This window comes from Pseudomonas sp. ES4, assembly GCF_050586665.1.
Lineage (GTDB): Bacteria > Pseudomonadota > Gammaproteobacteria > Pseudomonadales > Pseudomonadaceae > Aquipseudomonas > Aquipseudomonas frederiksbergensis.
The window spans coordinates 18,305-35,678 of sequence record NZ_JBOBDO010000009.1 but is presented as its reverse complement, the minus strand read 5'-3'; the positions used below and the strand labels follow the sequence as shown (position 1 = coordinate 35,678).

Below are 17,374 nucleotides of genomic sequence, written 5' to 3'. Positions count from 1 at the left end.
ACCGCCCCTATGCTTTGTGGCAAAGGGGAAACAACATGACCTATCGCTACAAAGTTGCACTGATATTTCTGATCGGCTTTTTTATAGACTGCATTAACATCTTTATGTCAGCGGTCGCATTACCGAGTATATCGGCGGCGCTGCACGTTAGTACTTCAGATGTTGCCTGGGTGGCTAACGCTTATATTCTGGGGCTGACACTGATCATCCCGGTCAGCACCTGGCTGGCCGGTCGTTTTGGCAGCCGGGAACTCCTCACTGCCTCGATGATCGTGTTCACCGCCTCGGTGTGGATGTGTGGTCTGGCCAACAGCTTCCATGAGCTGGTGATCTGGCGCTTCGTCCAGGGAATAGGCGGCGGCTTGTTGATTCCAGTCGGCCAGGCGCTGACGTTCAACCTGTTCAAGGGCGAGCAGCGGGCGAAAATATCCACATTGGTCATGGCCGTTGCCCTGATAGCGCCCGCGATTTCACCGACCATCGGCGGTGTCATCGTCGACAGCAGTTCCTGGCGCTGGGTGTTCTACAGCAACATCCCGTTTTCGCTGATCGCGGCATTGCTGTCCTGGTTCTGGATCAACGAAGCACGCCCGACGAGTTTGCCCAGGCCCGACATCAAGGGCTTGCTACTGGTCAGCGCGGCGCTCGGCAGCCTGCTGATGGGTATGTCGTTATACGGCGGCGACGCTCCGGCATGGGTAGCCGCGCTCTTCGTCATGGCCGGCGTTGCTTTCGTCGTGCTGTACGGGCTGCACTACCGCACCTGCAAAAACCCGATCATTGAACTGAGCCTGCTCAAAAGCAAAAAACTCAGCACCTCCATCTTTATCTATTACGCGATTCCCGGTGTGTTCACGGGGGTCAACTTGATGAGCATCTTTTTCCTGCAAAACACCCTGCACTTCAGCGCCCGACTGACAGGAATGTTCATGATCCTGTACGCCATCGGCGCGTTCATCGCGATGTTGATCTGTGGTCGGGTCTACAACCGGATGGGCGCGAAGCGGCTGTTTGCCCTTGGCATGTTCTTGCACAGTGCCGGCATTGCCACCCTGTTACTGGTGAACGACCCCAAGGATTTTCTGGCGATTGTCATCGCCTACAGCTTGATGGGGATCGGCGGCGGCATCGGTGCCAACACAGCACAAACCACGTCGCTGATGGACTTCGAGGGTAATGATACCCACAAGGCCAGTGTCATCTGGAACATCAACCGACAGATGTCGTTCAGCATCGGCGCCGCCCTCTTCCTGATGATTTTCAACCTGCTCCTGAAGCATTTCGATACCACCCAGGCCTACCACGTGACCTTTGCTATCGCCGCGCTGGTGGGCCTGTTTCCACTCTTTCGACTGAGTCAGTTGAACACTCAAAAGGACTGTCATGCACAACAAAATAGTTGAACAGGCGCACCACAGCATTCATCACGTGCACGAGCTGATCCATACCCTGTTCACCGACGCAAACGGCAAGGGGCAGGCCGCGCTTGAACCGCTGATGTCGGCATTCGCCGAGCACTTCACCCTGGTCACCACCTCGGCCGCCATTGTCAGCCGGGCGACGGCCGAACAGATGTTCAAAGGTGCAGTCGGCGCCAAGCCAGGCCTGGAGATCGTCATCAGCGACCTGCAGACGGTCTGGCAGGAAGGCAACAGTGTGGCGATCCGCTACAAGGAAACCCATCGCCTCGGCCAGCACGAAAGCTCACGGGTTTCGGTGGCGATCATTGGCATGCATCACCACAACGCCCAATGGATCTACCTGCATGAAACACCGTTAAGCCAGGAAAGCTGATTGTCATATGAGCGGTACGATCACTGGCTCTTCTATGATCTGGCCGAAAGAACGTTAGCAGCCCCAAACACCATTCGGTTTTCCGAACGCGACCCGTCGGTCGATTCGGTTAACCGGATTCCCCCACCATCAAAACCCTCGCCACAAATATTTAATCCCCTTATAAATCAATAGGTTGATCTATTAGACCTGGCCTGGCACGAGTCATGCTCTACACTCTTGGACGAATGACCGCTGCGCCACCCCTTCAGGAGCCGGCAAGCATTCGAAGCACAAAAAAGGGCCGATGAACTGGCTCCATATAAAAACAATGTCGAGGAAAATTTGATGCGCATCGTTCCCCATCTCCTGGGCGCAGCCATTGCTGCCGCTCTGATCAGCACTCCAGTTTTCGCCGCCGAACTCACCGGCACCCTGAAGAAGATCAAAGAGTCCGGCGTTATCACCCTCGGGCATCGTGACGCTTCCATTCCGTTTTCCTACATCGCGGACGCTTCCGGCAAACCGGTTGGCTACTCCCACGATATCCAGCTGAAAATCGTGGAAGCCATCAAAAAAGACCTGGACATGCCCAACCTCCAGGTCAAATACAACCTGGTGACTTCGCAAACCCGTATCCCGCTGGTGCAGAACGGCACCGTGGACGTCGAGTGCGGTTCCACCACCAACAACGTCGAACGTCAGCAGCAAGTTGACTTCTCGGTCGGCATCTTCGAAATCGGCACCAAGCTGCTGGCCAAGAAAGACTCGCCTTACAAAGACTTCCCGGACCTGAAAGGCAAGAACGTCGTGACCACCGCTGGCACCACGTCCGAGCGCATCCTCAAGTCGATGAACGCCGACAAGCAAATGGGCATGAACGTCATCTCCGCCAAAGACCACGGCGAGTCGTTCAACATGCTGGAAAGCGGCCGTGCCGTGGCTTTCATGATGGATGACGCCTTGCTGGCCGGTGAAATGGCCAAGGCCAAGAAGCCAACCGACTGGTCCGTGACCGGTACTGCACAGTCCTACGAAATCTACGGTTGCATGGTCCGCAAGGGCGACGCACCGTTCAAGAAAGCCGTGGATGACGCAATCATCGCGACCTACAAGTCCGGCGAGATCAACAAGATCTACGAAAAATGGTTCATGCAGCCAATCCCGCCAAAAAACCTGAACCTGATGTTCCCGATGAGCGACGAGCTCAAGGCCCTGATCGCCAATCCGACCGACAAAGCGGCTGACGAAAAGAAATCCTGATTTCTGACTAACCTTATCTCCTGAGAGGGCCTCTGCCCTTTCGGGGGATAGTCACTCCCTGCTGGCATTTTTGGAAACACTCGAACCGGTGGCTGTCGAGCCGCTCGTGTGTGCCCGGTTTTCAATCGGGCGGGAACGGAGCTTCCCCAGGCGGGCACTTGTACATCGATCGATCTGAGGGGAGACCCTAATGAATTACAACTGGGACTGGGGCGTGTTCTTCAAGTCCACCGGCGTGGGCAGCGAGACGTATCTCGACTGGTACGTCGCCGGTTTGGGCTGGACCATTGCCATCGCCGTCGTGGCCTGGATCATCGCCCTGCTGCTGGGCTCGATTCTGGGCGTCATGCGCACCGTGCCTAACCGCATCGTATCGGGCATCGCGACCTGCTACGTCGAACTCTTCCGTAACGTGCCGCTGTTGGTTCAGCTGTTCATCTGGTACTTCCTGGTACCCGATCTGCTGCCTCAGAACCTGCAAGACTGGTACAAGCAGGACCTGAACCCGACCACCTCGGCTTACCTCAGCGTCGTCGTCTGCCTGGGCTTGTTCACCGCCGCTCGTGTTTGCGAACAAGTGCGCACCGGTATCCAGGCGCTGCCGCGCGGCCAGGAATCCGCCGCTCGCGCCATGGGTTTCAAACTGCCGCAAATCTACTGGAACGTGCTGCTGCCCCAGGCTTACCGGATCATCATTCCGCCGCTCACCTCCGAATTCCTGAACGTGTTCAAGAACTCTTCCGTGGCGTCGCTGATCGGCCTGATGGAATTGCTCGCGCAGACTAAACAGACCGCCGAGTTCTCCGCCAACCTGTTCGAAGCCTTCACCCTGGCAACGCTGATCTACTTCACCCTGAACATGGGCCTGATGCTGCTGATGCGCATGGTCGAGAAGAAAGTCGCCGTACCGGGCCTGATCTCCGTAGGGGGTAAATGATGGAATTCGACTTCTCGGGCATCATCCCGTCCCTGCCGGGTTTGTGGAACGGCATGGTCATGACCCTGCAACTGATGGCGCTGGGCGTCGTCGGCGGGATCATCCTTGGCACGATCCTGGCGCTGATGCGCCTGTCGCACAGCAAGCTGCTGTCGAACATTGCCGGCGCCTACGTTAACTATTTCCGTTCGATTCCACTGCTGCTGGTGATCACCTGGTTCTACCTGGCGGTGCCGTTCGTACTGCGCTGGATCACCGGCGAAGACACCCCGATCGGCGCCTTCGCCTCCTGCATCGTGGCATTCATGATGTTCGAAGCGGCGTACTTCTGCGAAATCGTCCGAGCCGGTGTCCAGTCGATTTCCAAGGGTCAGATGGGTGCTGCCCAAGCCCTGGGCATGACGTATGGCCAGATGATGCGGCTGATCATCCTGCCGCAAGCGTTCCGCAAGATGACCCCGCTGTTGCTGCAACAGAGCATCATCCTGTTCCAGGACACCTCCCTGGTCTACGCGGTTGGCCTGGTGGACTTCCTCAATGCCTCGCGTGCCAGTGGCGACATCATCGGTCGCTCCAACGAGTTCCTGATCTTTGCAGGTCTCACGTACTTCACAATCAGCTTTGCCGCCTCGCTGCTGGTCAAGCGTCTGCAAAAAAGGTTTGCCGTATGATCTCTATCAAGAATGTCAACAAGTGGTATGGCGACTTCCAGGTACTGACTGACTGCAGCACCGAGGTCAAAAAAGGCGAAGTGATTGTGGTGTGCGGGCCGTCCGGTTCCGGCAAATCCACCCTGATCAAATGCGTCAATGCCCTGGAACCGTTCCAGAAAGGCGACGTGGTGGTCGATGGCACATCCATCGCCGACCCGAAGACCGACCTGCCGAAACTGCGTTCGCGCGTTGGCATGGTGTTCCAGCATTTCGAACTGTTCCCGCACCTGACCATCACCGAAAACCTGACCATCGCGCAGATCAAGGTGTTGGGCCGCAGCAAGGAAGAAGCCACCAAGAAAGGCCTGCAACTGCTTGAGCGCGTCGGGTTGTCTGCCCACGCGCACAAACACCCGGGCCAGCTTTCCGGTGGCCAGCAACAGCGTGTGGCGATTGCCCGTGCGCTGGCGATGGACCCGATCGTCATGCTGTTCGACGAACCGACGTCGGCGCTGGACCCGGAAATGGTCAACGAAGTACTCGATGTAATGGTGCAACTGGCCCACGAAGGCATGACCATGATGTGCGTGACCCACGAAATGGGCTTCGCCCGTAAAGTGGCGGACCGGGTGATCTTCATGGACCAGGGCAAAATCATCGAAGACTGCAAGAAAGAGGAGTTCTTCGGCGACATCAATGCCCGCGCCGAGCGTACGCAGCATTTCCTCGCCAAGATTCTGCAGCACTAAGCACCACACCGAACTCTGTGGCGAGGGAGCTTGCTCCCGCTGGGTTGCGTAGCGACCCACAACATCGACCAGCACGTTGTGTCTGACATACCGTGTTGGCTGGGTTTGCGACTGCTTCGCAGCCGATCGGGAGCAAGCTCCCTCGCCACAGGTTCTGCGCTCGACCAAACCAGGACGCAAGCCCATTGCCACACTGGTTGACCCAAGGCATCTGTGATGAAATGCGACCCAAATCTCTATCGCGCCGCGCCGCCATCACTTGCCGTGAAACCCCGTCTGATTCGCCACTTGTTCCTGCCGCCGCTGGTCATCGCCCTGATGATCGGGTTGGGTTACCTCGGCTTCTGGGTCAGTGAGCACTACGGGATTCGCAGCCTCAGCGAGAACGGCCAGCGTCAGCTGGAACTGCACGCCCGCGCCGTCGAGAGCGAGATCAGCAAGTACACCTACCTGCCCAGCCTGCTGGAACTCGAGTCCAGTGTTTCGAAGCTGTTGGCCGACCCGTCGCCGGAACATCGACAGACGGTCAATGAATACCTCGAAGGCCTGAACCGGCGCAGCCGCAGTCGGGCTATCTATGTGATGGACACCACCGGTCGTGTCATGGCCACCAGCAACTGGCGCGATGTCGACAGTTACCTGGGCGAAGACCTGTCCTTTCGCGCCTATTTCCAGAATGCCGTGCGCGGTCAGCCGGGGCGCTTCTATGGCATTGGCAGCACCAGTGGCGAACCCGGCTATTACCTGGCTCATGGCCTGGAAGAGCACGGCAAGATCATCGGCGTCGCCGTGGTCAAGGTCCGCCTCGAAGCCATGGAGGAACGCTGGCAGCGTGCGCGACTGGAAGCCTTCGTCAGCGACGAGAACGGCATCATCATTCTCTCCAGCGATCCGGCGCGGCGGCTTAAATCGGTTGTGCCATTGAGCGAGGAAACCAAGGAAAAACTGGCCCGTAGCCTGCAGTACTACTGGTTTCCGCTGAACGAGCTGCAACCGCTGGCCCGTGAACAACTGGCCGAAGGCGAGGAAAAACTGACCTTCCCCGCCAACAGCGAAGTGAAATCAGACGAAGAGGACATCAGCTACCTTTCGCAAACCCGTCCGCTGAGCGACACACCATGGAACTTTACCCTGCTGACACCGCTGCAGGATTTGCGCCGCGAAGCGATCAATCAGGGGATTCTGGTGGCGGTGGCGTTTGCCCTCGTGGCGTTCCTGCTGATCGCCTGGAACGAGCGGCGCAAGGTCATTGCCACGCGTCTCGCCGCCCGGGAAGCCTTGCAGGAAGCCAACAATCAACTGGAGCGTCGGATTACCGAACGTACCACCGACCTGCGCGCCAGCAACGAACGGCTCAAGGGCCAGATCCGTGAACGCCGGCAAGCGGAAGAGACGTTGCGCCGCGCCCAGGATGAACTGGTCCAGGCCGGCAAACTGGCGGCCATCGGCCAGATGTCCACCAGCATCGCCCACGAATTGAACCAGCCGCTGGCCGCACTGCGAACCTTGTCCGGCAATACCGTGCGCTTTCTGGAGCGCGGTCAGCTGGATGTGGCCAGCACCAACCTCAAGACCATCAATGAACTGATCGACCGCATGGGCCGGATCACCGCCAGCCTGCGTTCGTTCGCTCGCCGCGGCGACGACAAAGGTCAGGCCAGTCTCGGCAAAGCGGTGGATGCAGCCTTGCAGTTGCTCGGCGCTCGCGTGGAAAACGCGCATCTGCAACTGCACCGAGACTTCGCCGATCTGCAGGTGCAGATCGACCAGACCCGCCTGGAGCAGATTCTGGTCAACCTGATCGGCAACGCCCTTGACGCCATGCAGGCACAACCGCTGCCCGAACTGTGGCTCGAAGGCGAAGAGTTCGATGGCAAATATCGCCTTCGTGTACGCGACAACGGCCACGGCATCGACGCCGAAGCGCGCAAGCATTTGTTCGAACCGTTCTTCACCACCAAACCCGGCGAACAGGGCCTGGGCCTGGGCCTGACCCTTTCCGCCAGCCTGGCCGCCGCCACCGGCGGGCACTTGGGTGTCGAGCACCCGGCCAGCGGTGGTACCACTTTCGTCCTCAGTTTACCGTTGGTAAGCCCCACTCACGCCGAGCCAATATGAACAACGACCTTAGTGTGCTGATCGTCGAAGACGACCCCCATGTGCTGCTCGGCTGCCAACAGGCGCTGACCCTGGAAGACATTCCCTGCGTGGGCGTCGGCAGCGCCGAAGAAGCGCTGGAGCGGGTCGGCGACAACTTCGCCGGTATTGTCATCAGCGACATCCGCCTGCCGGGCATCGACGGTCTGGAGTTGCTGACCCGCCTCAAGGCCCGCGACCGCAGCCTGCCGGTGGTACTGATTACCGGTCATGGCGACATTTCCATGGCTGTCGGTGCGATGCAGAAAGGCGCCTATGACTTCATGGAGAAACCTTTCTCCCCCGAACGTCTGGTCGACGTGGCGCGCCGTGCGCTGGAGCAACGCAGCCTGGCGCGGGAAGTCTCTTCGTTGCGTCGGCAACTGGCGGAACGAGATTCCCTGGAAGGCCGGATCATCGGCCGCTCCCCCGCCATGCAGAACCTGCGGGAACTGATCGCCAACGTCGCCGATACGTCAGCCAACGTGCTGATCGAAGGCGAGACCGGCACAGGCAAAGAATTGGTTGCGCGTTGCCTGCACGACTTCAGTCGGCGGCACACCAAGCAGTTCGTCGCGCTGAACTGCGGTGGCCTGCCGGAAAACCTGTTCGAAAGCGAAATCTTCGGCCATGAGGCCAACGCCTTCACCGGCGCCGGCAAGCGGCGGATCGGCAAGATCGAACACGCCGACGGCGGCACGCTGTTCCTCGACGAAGTGGAAAGCATGCCGCTACCACTGCAAATCAAACTGCTGCGGGTGTTGCAGGAACGCACCCTGGAACGCCTCGGCTCGAACCAGAGCGTGGCGGTGGATTGCCGGGTGATCGCGGCGACCAAGTCCGATCTGGACGAGTCGAGTAAGGCTGGCGAGTTTCGCAGCGACCTGTATTACCGCTTGAACGTGGTGACCCTCGAATTGCCACCGCTGCGCGAACGCCGCGAAGACATCCTGCAATTGTTCGAACACTTTCTGCAGCAGTCGTCCCTGCGCTTCGACCGTGCCGTGCCGGACCTGGACAACCAGACCCTGTCGAACCTGATGAGCCACGACTGGCCGGGCAACGTGCGCGAACTGCGCAACGTCGCCGAGCGCTTTGCCCTCGGCCTGCCGGCCTTCAAGAAATCCGGCACCAGCGGCAGCAATCAGGGCCTGGCCTTCGCCGAAGCGGTAGAAGCGTTTGAACGCAACCTGCTGAGCGACGCTTTGCAGCGCAGTGGCGGCAACCTGACCCAGGCCAGCCTGGAACTGGGGATGGCCAAGACCACGCTGTTCGATAAAGTGAAGAAGTACGGACTGAGCCACTGATGGACCTGATCCTCAAGGCAACCCTGGGCGCGGCCGTGGTGGTGATCCTCGCGGCACTGGCCAAGACCAAAAACTATTACATCGCCGGATTGGTGCCGCTGTTTCCGACCTTTGCGCTGATTGCGCATTACATCGTCGGCAAGGGTCGTTCGCTGGAGGATTTGAAGACCACCATCGTGTTTGGGATGTGGTCGATCATTCCTTACTTCATCTACCTGGCGACGTTGTACGTGATGGTCGACCGGATGCGGCTGGAGGCCTCGCTCGCGGTGGCGGCGGTGGCTTGGTTGATGGCGGCTACGGTGTTGGTCACTGTCTGGGTTCGCCTCCAAGCCTGACGTTCTTTCCCCCCTGTGGGAGCGAGCCGGCTCGCGAAAGCGGTGTTACAGCCAACATTAGCGCCAACTGACACTCCCTCTTCACAGTGGATTCAGGTTGTTACAGAAGGTTGGGTTCAGCCACCGGATCAATCTGCGCCCAATGCGAGGAATCTTCGCGGTGGGCCTGCAAATACGGCAACACCGCCGCCAGTAACGGCGCCTTGAACGCGTCCTGGAATCGATGCGCCAGCCCCGGAATCAGCTTCAACTGACTGCCGCGGATATGCGCCGCCAAGTGCACGCCGTGCATGACCGGCAGCAACGGATCAGCAGTGCCGTGAACCACCAGCGTCGGTACGCGCAGTTGATTGAGCAGCGCCACACGACTGCGTTCGGCGAGGATCGCCATGATCTGGCGCTTCACGCCCTCGGGGTTGAACGCCCGGTCATAGGATTGCGCTGCCTGATGCAGCAATGCCTGCCGATCATCGCTCACCGTCGGGCTGCCCAGCGCCGCCAGCAAATCGGCCTGTTGCTCCAGCGCCACTTCGCGATTGGGCGCCTCACGACGCGACAACAATTGCACCAACGCCGCACTCGGCGCCGGCAAGCCTTCGGCCCCGGAACTGGTCATGATCAGGGTCAGGCTCTCGACCCGTTGCGGCGCCATCGCAGCCATGTGCTGGGCGATCATCCCGCCCATGCTCGCGCCCTGCACGTGGAACTGCTCGACGTGCAACGCATCCATCAAGCCAAAAGCATCATCCGCCATATCGGTCAGGGTGTACGGCGCCGACACCGGCAAACCGAGTTTGTAGCGCAGCACTTCGAAGGTCAGGTTGGCGTCAGCGGGGACTTGCCGCCAGGTCGAGAGCCCGACATCGCGATTGTCATAGCGAATCACCCGAAAACCCTGCTGACACAGCGCGACCACCACCTCATCCGGCCAGTGAATCAACTGCCCTCCCAGGCCCATCACCAACAACAACGCAGGGTCCGAGGCACGGCCGATGCTCTGGTACGCCAGGCTCACGTGTGCCAGAACGACCTGTTCGGTCGGAACATTGATATCGCAACGAGATGCCGCCAAGGACGGCAGGCCGAACAACAGCGCGGCCAGGAAAACCGCTGTGGAAAAAAATCGTGCACGCATGAAAAACACCGAAACGCAGAACTCCAGTAGAGCGCGAGTCTGATGAAGTTTGTTCAAGCGCGCTGCCACAGTTACGTGACAGTTTGATGAAGTTCGCTGAACGGTCAATGCGATAACTATGTACCACCACCGCCCGAGCCCCTTCGCATTCAATGCCTGCCAACCGTCCACTTTGAAAGCCAGGCAAACCATGCTCGAACAACATCACGACACTGACCCAAGCACCCTCAGCGATTTTGGCCTCGCACTCGCCACCGTCCCGGCGATGCAGAATGAACATTTATTCCTCCAGGCCTCGCAGCGCTGGCGAGACAGCCAGCAGCAAATGCTCAAGCTCATGGCGACCTCCCCCAGCGTTCACAGCCTGTTGACGCAAACGCTCAAGCAGCAACTGGATCTGGATGGCGAGCGGGTCGGCCTGTTTTTTCCGGCCACCGCCGAGCGCTCTTCGCGCCGTTGCAGCCTGACAGAAGCCTGCGCCTTCCTGCTGCAACAACCGGATCTGGACCCGCGGCATCTCCCCACCTGTCGGGTGACGGGGATCGATCGCAGCCATCGACACTTCGCCACCTCTGCCGGCGAGCTGCTCAAACAACTCAAGGCACTGGGCCTGAAGCAACGCCTGACCGATGGCTGGAACACGTACTGGAACGGACGGGCCAACGGCTCGCCATTATCCAGACGGCACCTGGCCGCCCGGTTGTACCGCACACACGTTGACGCGGCAGGCCAACTGGCCCTCGCCGAGGGTGCGTTAAGTGCCGAGCAGTTAAAGCCGCTGCTGGCGATCCTCGATCCTGTCGACGGAAAATCCGAAGTGGCAGGCCAGCGAGTCATCGCCGAACAGTTGGCCCTGCAACGCGCTGACAATCGTTTCGCCAAACTTCCTGGTGTGCTGGGCATCAGTCTTTACGGGGGACAATCCACCGAGCAGTTGCTGTATTTGCCCACCCACCGGCCTGCACTGTTGCACTTCAGTCAGCGCAGCGAGCTGGACAGTTGGCTGATCAGGCATCAACACGAAATCCCCTGGAGTGTCACGACTGACGGTCACAGCGTCGTCGACTACAACAACCCGAGTGCCCCGCTGGAGGTCGGTGCAGCCCAATTGCTGGAGCGTTTGCATGCCATTCAACTGGAAAGCGCATGCACCGGCCTGGGCGACGACATTGCCGAACAGGCGGCCTATGCACTGCTCGCTGTCAATCAAGTCGACGCGCAACGCCGCGCAAAAGGAGGCTTTAGCGAAGCGCCGGACCTCCCCGCACCGGTACACGAGCAGGACGATCAGGCGCTCGCCCCCTCCTTCCCGCTCGGTAATCCCGGGCACGAATTCTCTTTGTTCGTGCGCAAGGCCGCATTCAGGCAGCAATACAGCGCCATCGAAAACATGCTGAAAAAACACGATCAGGAGACGTTCGACAATCCACAGGTGACAGCGCTCAAGGCCCTGTTTGCATCCCTGGACGAGGCCGAGCAGGCCGCCATGACCGCGGCATCCGCCCTGCTGGAACGCGAGCGCGTTTTCGATACGTCGACGATCAACACTCAATACACCGCACTCTATCAGGCGAGACTCAAGGCCCTTCAAGCCGAGGCCAACATCCAACTCAAGCTGGAGCAGATCGATACCGCCGAACACAAGCTGCTTGAAGCCGTGTTGAAAACGCCTGCCAGCGCCGATCGCTCCGATCAGAGCGCCGCTGCCTTCGTGACCTTATCGGTCAGCGAAACCGTCGACATTAAAACCGTTTCGCAGCGTCAGGAGCTGGAGGGGCTGCTGGTTTTCGCCGACACCGCGACGCTACAAGACCCGTCCTCAACGCAAAGCCTGTTGCTCTACTGCACCGGTGCTGGCGGAGGTTTGCAACGGTTCGCCAATCGCCGGGAAATGGAGCGTTCCCTGTTTAAACTGCATGCCGCCGACGAGCACGCGGCGTTGCAACTGACCCCGATCGTCACCGACCCTTTCGAGTACAGCTTGCGTCAACAAGTCGCGACTTTCGAACGCCGCGCAGCCGAGATCAGCCAGCAATACCCTATCGGTACCCAACCCACACAACACGCGAACGCACTGGGACAGTTACGCGAGCAGACGCTCACCGCCCTGCAGGTGCCCAGCCACCAGAACCGCGACCTCGCTTTCGCACAAATCGTCGAGCAAAACCTGAGCGCACGATTGACCCGCCAGTTCCCCCAATGGCTCACCCAGGCATCACCGGGTGAACGCTTGCAACTCAATGCATTGATTGAACGCTATGTGCCAGCCTTGCAACGCGCCCACGCGTTGCACGAACTCACATTGCCGCTGGTCAGTGACTTCGCCGCCAAACGCATCGATGCCCGGCTGCGCAAGGATTTCTCACTCCAGCACAGCTTCGCCGTGCAATTGGACCTGCCTGATGCAGTGACATCCGAACAACACTTCACCGTGGCTCCAGGCGCACCGGGAACGCCGACCAAAACCGTATGGGTCGCCAGCCAAAGCCGCAGCAAACTGTCGATCCATGAACTGGCGCTGCGGAACATCGACGACAGCATCAAGCAGCGCTTGAGCTTCATGCGTGTCGAAGTCACCGCCAGCTCCGATACCGAGCGCAATGCGCTGGTCAAAGGCATCACCCTGTCGTACCTGTGCGCCCTCGTGCCGGAACTCGATCTGGCGCAGCACTACGAAGCGCTGATACGCAGCACCTACAGCGGGCCGGCGACGGCATCGGCCTTCGAACGTGAGTATCACCACGAATGCCTGCTCGAACCCTACCGCTTGCAACTCACCATTCAGGGACGCTTTGCCCTCCTGCGAGGTGCAATCAACGCCACCGAGTGGCAAATCCTCAACGTCGCGATTGAGGCTGCGACGGCGCAGGACTGGTCCGCCAATGGCCAGCAGATCGTACTGCTGCCCGCCTTCTTGAGCGCGGGTGGCAAAGATACGGACTACAAGTCAACCACCCTTTCGGGCATTACCTTCATTGAGGAGAAAACCAGCGGTGTTACGCTGCTGTACCTGCCCGACACCCCGGACGGCGTGTTCCTGCGCCGATACGACAGTCTGGAGCAAGCCCGAAAGGCGTTGTTCGATCTGTGCCTTGGCAGTGAAATGGCCAACTATCTGGCAGAGCGAGCCCTTGATGGCCAAAAGGCGAATCACCTGGCCCGCATCACGCAAGCCTTGCTGAAAAACTTCGATGGGATCATCGGCGTCGGGCGCCCGTGGCCCAAAAGCACTTCATTGCCAGCCCATCTATTGCATGCCGAGATGGGCCGCCTGATCCTCGCTCATCGCAACACCTCACGCTCCAACAGCGAACTCTTTCTGGAGCAATACGCAGTCAAGGGCGAGAAGGTGTTCACCTACTTGAAAATGGCCATTGGCGTCTTGCCCATCATCGGTACCGGTGTCGGCCTCTATGATGCCTGGAACAGCGCCAATCAAGCCGTCGCGGCCTTTCGCAAAGGCAATCACGTGCAAGGCATGGCTGAAATAACCATGGTGCTGCAGGCGTTGATCGATGCAGGCATGGACTTTCTTTCGGGTTTCAGCTTGCGGCTCAGCGCGATCCGCACACGAACGTTTCATCGCCAGTTGAGCTGGATGTTCAGAGGCACTGACGCTTCGTCCACACCGCTGATATCGGCACGTGAGGCCCGGCATATTGCAGCCCGATTCGCTGGTTATCACTACGAAAAACCAGTTTCCCTGGCGGGCCTTCAACCCGGTACGGACGGCGTTTATCGCAATGTCTATCGACACGCCGACGGTGACTTCATTGTCAGGTACGGAATCATCTACAAGGTGGAATTGCATGACGGGGCCTGGCGGCTGAGCGGGACTGAGCTCAAAAGCTATAAACAACCCGTAGCCCTCGATGCCAGCGGGCAATGGAACACTCACTTCGCCGTTTACGGGACTGCCTTCAATGGCGGCCTGGCGGGAGGGGGTGGGGTACAAAGTTACCTGGCCAACAGGCTTGATCCGATCTGGCCGACGGTCATCCGCGAGCGACTGCCGCGTTGGTGGGTCGATCGGGTTTTTCGGCGCCAACAAGCACTGACAGCCAGCACCGATGCCAGGATCGAGCAACTCAGCACCCTGAGCACGCGCACAAATGAGACGCTGAAGCGCTACCAAAGTAGCCCACCTCAAACCCACATGGAACAAATCAAGCACCTGGAAGCCGCTTGCCTGAAAGAAATAGAACTGGCCAAAACCGCTTACCTGGAACTCGAAGAACTGTTGCCGTTGAGCCATGGCAACAAGCGGGCAGGTATTAACGACATAAAAAGCCGAATGGCCTGGGTGATAGTGGACCGCTCACTGCACCGGTTGAGGTTTGGCGCCCGGCGCATCGCTCAGCACCTGGAGGAACTCGACGATTTTGCAAACCAGTCGGATATTGTGCCCAGCACAGACTTCAAGCCCCTATTGAGCCTTCTGCAACAGCGCAAAAATGCACGGGTAGGGATGGTCAAGGCGCTCGAATTGATCGACGCGACCAGCGCACAGATTGATGAATGGAGCAAACGCATCACCAATGACGCTCAACGAAGAGTCGTAGCGACAGAAAAAAACAAAATGGTAGCCGCATTGCTGCCGGAGAACCGGCAGTACCTGAAAACGGGTCAATACTTGCAAGTCGTCAGTCGGTTTGATGCGGTTAATGATGTCTCCTGGTTTTATCTGCAAACCCAGATGGCTGACGCACGGGCCAGGATCGATCGGGTCCTGGCTACCCAACACTGTCTTCACCAAGTGAACGCCCGCCCCGCGGAACGCACCAGAATTCTTGAAGACTGTCTCGCGGCCTACGATCAATTTCGCAAGGAGCTGACGGCATGGACAGCCAGCTATCCTCAACATTTCGATCTCACCTATGTCCCGCTGCTCCTGGACGGCATAGAAAAAACCGCCGAACGAGCTCGCCAGGCCATCAGGCAAACATCTGTGCCACGGCCGACCGGGCCTATCGTGAAAAAGATCTTTGAAACCGAACAAGGTCAATTGTTGATCGGTGACGTGATCAGCGGCCAGGATCGATTCACACTCAAGGGCATCGATGGCTATACCGAAAACTGGTTGCCAGGGTTACACGGCAAATACCGTCTGCAGGAGAATCCCCTGCGGGTCAGCCAACAGCATGCCCCCACGGATGTCAGGCCTTTGTTGGCGGAGGCAAAGAGTCGCCTGAACACCCAGGCGGCGTACCAGGACAAGGTCGAAGCCTACGCCAGGCAAAACATGCTGCCCGTCGACCTTGAACACATGATGCTGACTGAAGCCACCGAGCTTCGCCTGCGCGCCAGCCAGATCGAACGCCTCGACCCCCAGGCCCCTCTCATCGGGCAACTGCGAGAAAAGGCTGCCGAACTGACGCGCAAAGGACAAGACTTGCGCATCCGGCACTCCCTCATCAGCCAAACGCCCACAGAAGGGTATCTGGACTATCTGCTCAAACAGGGTGCGGTGCAGGTTCGCAAGAACGGTGAATTGACCGAGCTCGCACGCCTGAAGGACGGGCGCAGGGACTTCCTGCAGGAATACGAAGTGCTCGACCTGACGCAAACTCCGACACAGCCCCTGTGGTATGCCCATTTTCACTACAACAAGCCCCAACCGCGCTTCGACGAGTTCGTCAGAGCTCATCTCAAAACAGCGCAACAACGCCATCTCGGCCTGCAATGGCAACAAAAGCAGGCGCAAACCGGTGCGCCGGTCGACTCTATCTGGCGTGGTGAAATCGGCAGGCCGTTAGCCTTGCAGCACTTCCAGAACCTCTGACACCACCAGCGCCGGGGGGCGGCAATGCCCCTGCGGCGTATGGGCGAAGCTTGCCACCCGTCTGAAAAGTGCCTTGACCTGTCACATTTGACAGTAGTCGGTTTCAACGCCAGAACCTTAAATAAGAGCCCATCCGCTGTCATCTGGCGGCTTCAGTTCGCTCCGACTTGAGGACACATCATGAATACTGACGAACAACTGGTGGAAAATAGCCCCGCCCGGTTTGCCGCCTCGACCGTGAGCGAAAGCAGGATTGATATACCCGGCGCCCTCACGGCGATCGAAGACGCGGATGTGGGCATCAACCGAACGTTGGCCCGAGGCAACATCAACGGTATGGCGATCGTTATTCCCCCCACACAAATCTTCGTCGGTGACCGGGTGGAAGTGTTCATTCGCCACCCGACCTCACCCGCCCTGCCGATCATCTGGTTCACCGTGCCAAGTGACTATAACGGCGAGCCGCTCTTGAGAAGAGTCCAGGTCAAGGACATTCCCGAGGGCTTCAGTACCTGGTTCTACCGGGTCAATAGCGTGGAGTCGGGGCATCTTGAGGTGTTCGTCAAAACCGAACTGCCCGGGGGAATCGACCCACAACCGGAATACCCGGGCCACAGGTTATTGCGGCCCCCCGTCATTACGCCGTCGATCATCGACGGCACACAGGACGTCATTGTCACCGTGCAGCCCTGGCAGGGCATGCGCCCCAACGATACCGTGGCGATTCAGTATGTCGGCTGGCGCATCGCACACAAGGTTCTGAAGTCCGAGATCGGTCAACCGGTCGAGCTCACGATTTCCCAGGAAATGATCGCGGCCGACGGCAGTGGGCAGGCCTTGCTTCAGTACTGGGTAACAGACGAAGTGGGCAACATGGCCTCTGACCACTCGATCGGGTTGATGGTCGACATCCAGGACGCCAATCACGCACAACGCCTGCCCGCCCCGGTGGTGTCCGAAACCGATCAGGACAACGCCATCTACATGACTGCGCTAGGGGCCAAATCCGTCAGCGTGACGGTCGCGACCCCGGCCTCGGTCTTTGCCCCAACGGATGTGGTGGAACTCGACTGGCGAGGCGAACCCCGCACAGGCCTGCCCCAGCTGTTCACCGACTCTCGAACGGTTGCCTCCCAGACAGCGCTGACCTTCGAGGTGTCCAACGCCGTGGTCCAGCGCCTGGCCGGTGGTTTTGCCAACGTGGCGTACACGCAAGTCACCGCCAGCGGCGAACGCCGACGCTCGAAGTACGTCCAGGTCTTCATTGTCGGCAACACCCGCAGGATCGATTGACTCCCATT

The 17,374-nt window shown here is 59.1% G+C and carries 12 protein-coding genes; 11 read left to right on the top strand and 1 reads right to left on the bottom strand.

Annotated elements, in window-relative coordinates; translation table 11 throughout:
- Positions 1-35 precede the first annotated feature (35 nt).
- The 9 genes from ACQ4OB_RS12520 (at position 36) to ACQ4OB_RS12480 (ending at position 9,156) form a co-directional block, all read left to right on the top strand.
- Positions 36-1,403 (top strand): MFS transporter, encoded by a 1,368-nt coding sequence (locus ACQ4OB_RS12520; RefSeq protein WP_430955769.1) that lies wholly within the window; start codon positions 36-38, stop codon positions 1,401-1,403.
- Positions 1,384-1,794 carry a DUF4440 domain-containing protein gene (locus tag ACQ4OB_RS12515; RefSeq protein WP_430955768.1) on the top strand — a complete coding sequence of 137 codons (411 nt, stop codon included), beginning with the start codon at positions 1,384-1,386 and terminating at the stop codon, positions 1,792-1,794. Before ACQ4OB_RS12520 ends, ACQ4OB_RS12515 begins: the two co-directional genes overlap by 20 nt.
- A gap of 327 nt (positions 1,795-2,121) precedes the next feature.
- Positions 2,122-3,036, top strand: coding sequence for a glutamate/aspartate ABC transporter substrate-binding protein (locus ACQ4OB_RS12510; RefSeq protein ID WP_074874022.1), 915 nt, complete (start codon positions 2,122-2,124; stop codon positions 3,034-3,036).
- Positions 3,037-3,226: 190 nt separating this feature from the next.
- Entirely contained in the window at positions 3,227-3,973 is a 747-nt protein-coding gene (locus ACQ4OB_RS12505) for an amino acid ABC transporter permease (RefSeq protein ID WP_074874021.1), read from the top strand.
- Positions 3,973-4,644: an amino acid ABC transporter permease gene (locus tag ACQ4OB_RS12500; RefSeq protein WP_033053683.1), complete on the top strand. Its 672-nt coding sequence runs from the start codon at positions 3,973-3,975 to the stop codon at positions 4,642-4,644. Before ACQ4OB_RS12505 ends, ACQ4OB_RS12500 begins: the two co-directional genes overlap by 1 nt.
- Positions 4,641-5,375: an amino acid ABC transporter ATP-binding protein gene (locus ACQ4OB_RS12495; RefSeq protein ID WP_074874020.1), complete on the top strand. Its 735-nt coding sequence runs from the start codon at positions 4,641-4,643 to the stop codon at positions 5,373-5,375. Before ACQ4OB_RS12500 ends, ACQ4OB_RS12495 begins: the two co-directional genes overlap by 4 nt.
- 216 nt (positions 5,376-5,591) lie before the next feature.
- Positions 5,592-7,493, top strand: coding sequence for a sensor histidine kinase (locus tag ACQ4OB_RS12490; protein ID WP_430955767.1), 1,902 nt, complete (start codon positions 5,592-5,594; stop codon positions 7,491-7,493).
- Entirely contained in the window at positions 7,490-8,818 is a 1,329-nt protein-coding gene (locus ACQ4OB_RS12485) for a sigma-54-dependent transcriptional regulator (RefSeq protein ID WP_074874018.1), read from the top strand. The genes ACQ4OB_RS12490 and ACQ4OB_RS12485 overlap by 4 nt, the downstream gene beginning before the upstream one ends.
- Before the next feature lie 8 nt (positions 8,819-8,826).
- A complete protein-coding gene (locus ACQ4OB_RS12480; protein WP_173860489.1) occupies positions 8,827-9,156 on the top strand; it encodes a GlpM family protein in 330 nt (109 codons plus the stop codon).
- Positions 9,157-9,256: 100 nt separating this feature from the next.
- On the opposite strand, the gene ACQ4OB_RS12475 is transcribed toward ACQ4OB_RS12480, so the two are convergent.
- Positions 9,257-10,291 (bottom strand): alpha/beta fold hydrolase, encoded by a 1,035-nt coding sequence (locus ACQ4OB_RS12475; protein WP_430955766.1) that lies wholly within the window; start codon positions 10,289-10,291, stop codon positions 9,257-9,259.
- A gap of 190 nt (positions 10,292-10,481) precedes the next feature.
- On the opposite strand from ACQ4OB_RS12475, the gene ACQ4OB_RS12470 reads away from it, so the two are divergent.
- On the top strand, positions 10,482-16,073 hold the full coding sequence (locus ACQ4OB_RS12470; protein WP_430955765.1) for a dermonecrotic toxin domain-containing protein: 5,592 nt from the start codon (positions 10,482-10,484) through the stop codon (positions 16,071-16,073).
- Between the two features lie 180 nt (positions 16,074-16,253).
- Positions 16,254-17,366 carry a hypothetical protein gene (locus ACQ4OB_RS12465; RefSeq protein ID WP_430955764.1) on the top strand — a complete coding sequence of 371 codons (1,113 nt, stop codon included), beginning with the start codon at positions 16,254-16,256 and terminating at the stop codon, positions 17,364-17,366.
- Positions 17,367-17,374: the final 8 nt, after the last annotated feature.

Excerpts from the sequence above, each read along its gene's own strand:
- ACQ4OB_RS12470 (WP_430955765.1), top strand. The coding sequence starts at position 10,482 with ATGCTCGAACAACATCACGACACTGACCCAAGCACCCTCAGCGATTTT.
- ACQ4OB_RS12495 (WP_074874020.1), top strand. The coding sequence starts at position 4,641 with ATGATCTCTATCAAGAATGTCAACAAGTGGTATGGCGACTTCCAGGTA.
- ACQ4OB_RS12500 (WP_033053683.1), top strand. The coding sequence starts at position 3,973 with ATGGAATTCGACTTCTCGGGCATCATCCCGTCCCTGCCGGGTTTGTGG.
- ACQ4OB_RS12490 (WP_430955767.1), top strand. The coding sequence starts at position 5,592 with ATGAAATGCGACCCAAATCTCTATCGCGCCGCGCCGCCATCACTTGCC.
- ACQ4OB_RS12475 (WP_430955766.1), bottom strand. The coding sequence starts at position 10,291 with ATGCGTGCACGATTTTTTTCCACAGCGGTTTTCCTGGCCGCGCTGTTG.
- ACQ4OB_RS12465 (WP_430955764.1), top strand. The coding sequence starts at position 16,254 with ATGAATACTGACGAACAACTGGTGGAAAATAGCCCCGCCCGGTTTGCC.
- ACQ4OB_RS12520 (WP_430955769.1), top strand. The coding sequence starts at position 36 with ATGACCTATCGCTACAAAGTTGCACTGATATTTCTGATCGGCTTTTTT.
- ACQ4OB_RS12515 (WP_430955768.1), top strand. The coding sequence starts at position 1,384 with ATGCACAACAAAATAGTTGAACAGGCGCACCACAGCATTCATCACGTG.
- ACQ4OB_RS12505 (WP_074874021.1), top strand. The coding sequence starts at position 3,227 with ATGAATTACAACTGGGACTGGGGCGTGTTCTTCAAGTCCACCGGCGTG.
- ACQ4OB_RS12485 (WP_074874018.1), top strand. The coding sequence starts at position 7,490 with ATGAACAACGACCTTAGTGTGCTGATCGTCGAAGACGACCCCCATGTG.
- ACQ4OB_RS12510 (WP_074874022.1), top strand. The coding sequence starts at position 2,122 with ATGCGCATCGTTCCCCATCTCCTGGGCGCAGCCATTGCTGCCGCTCTG.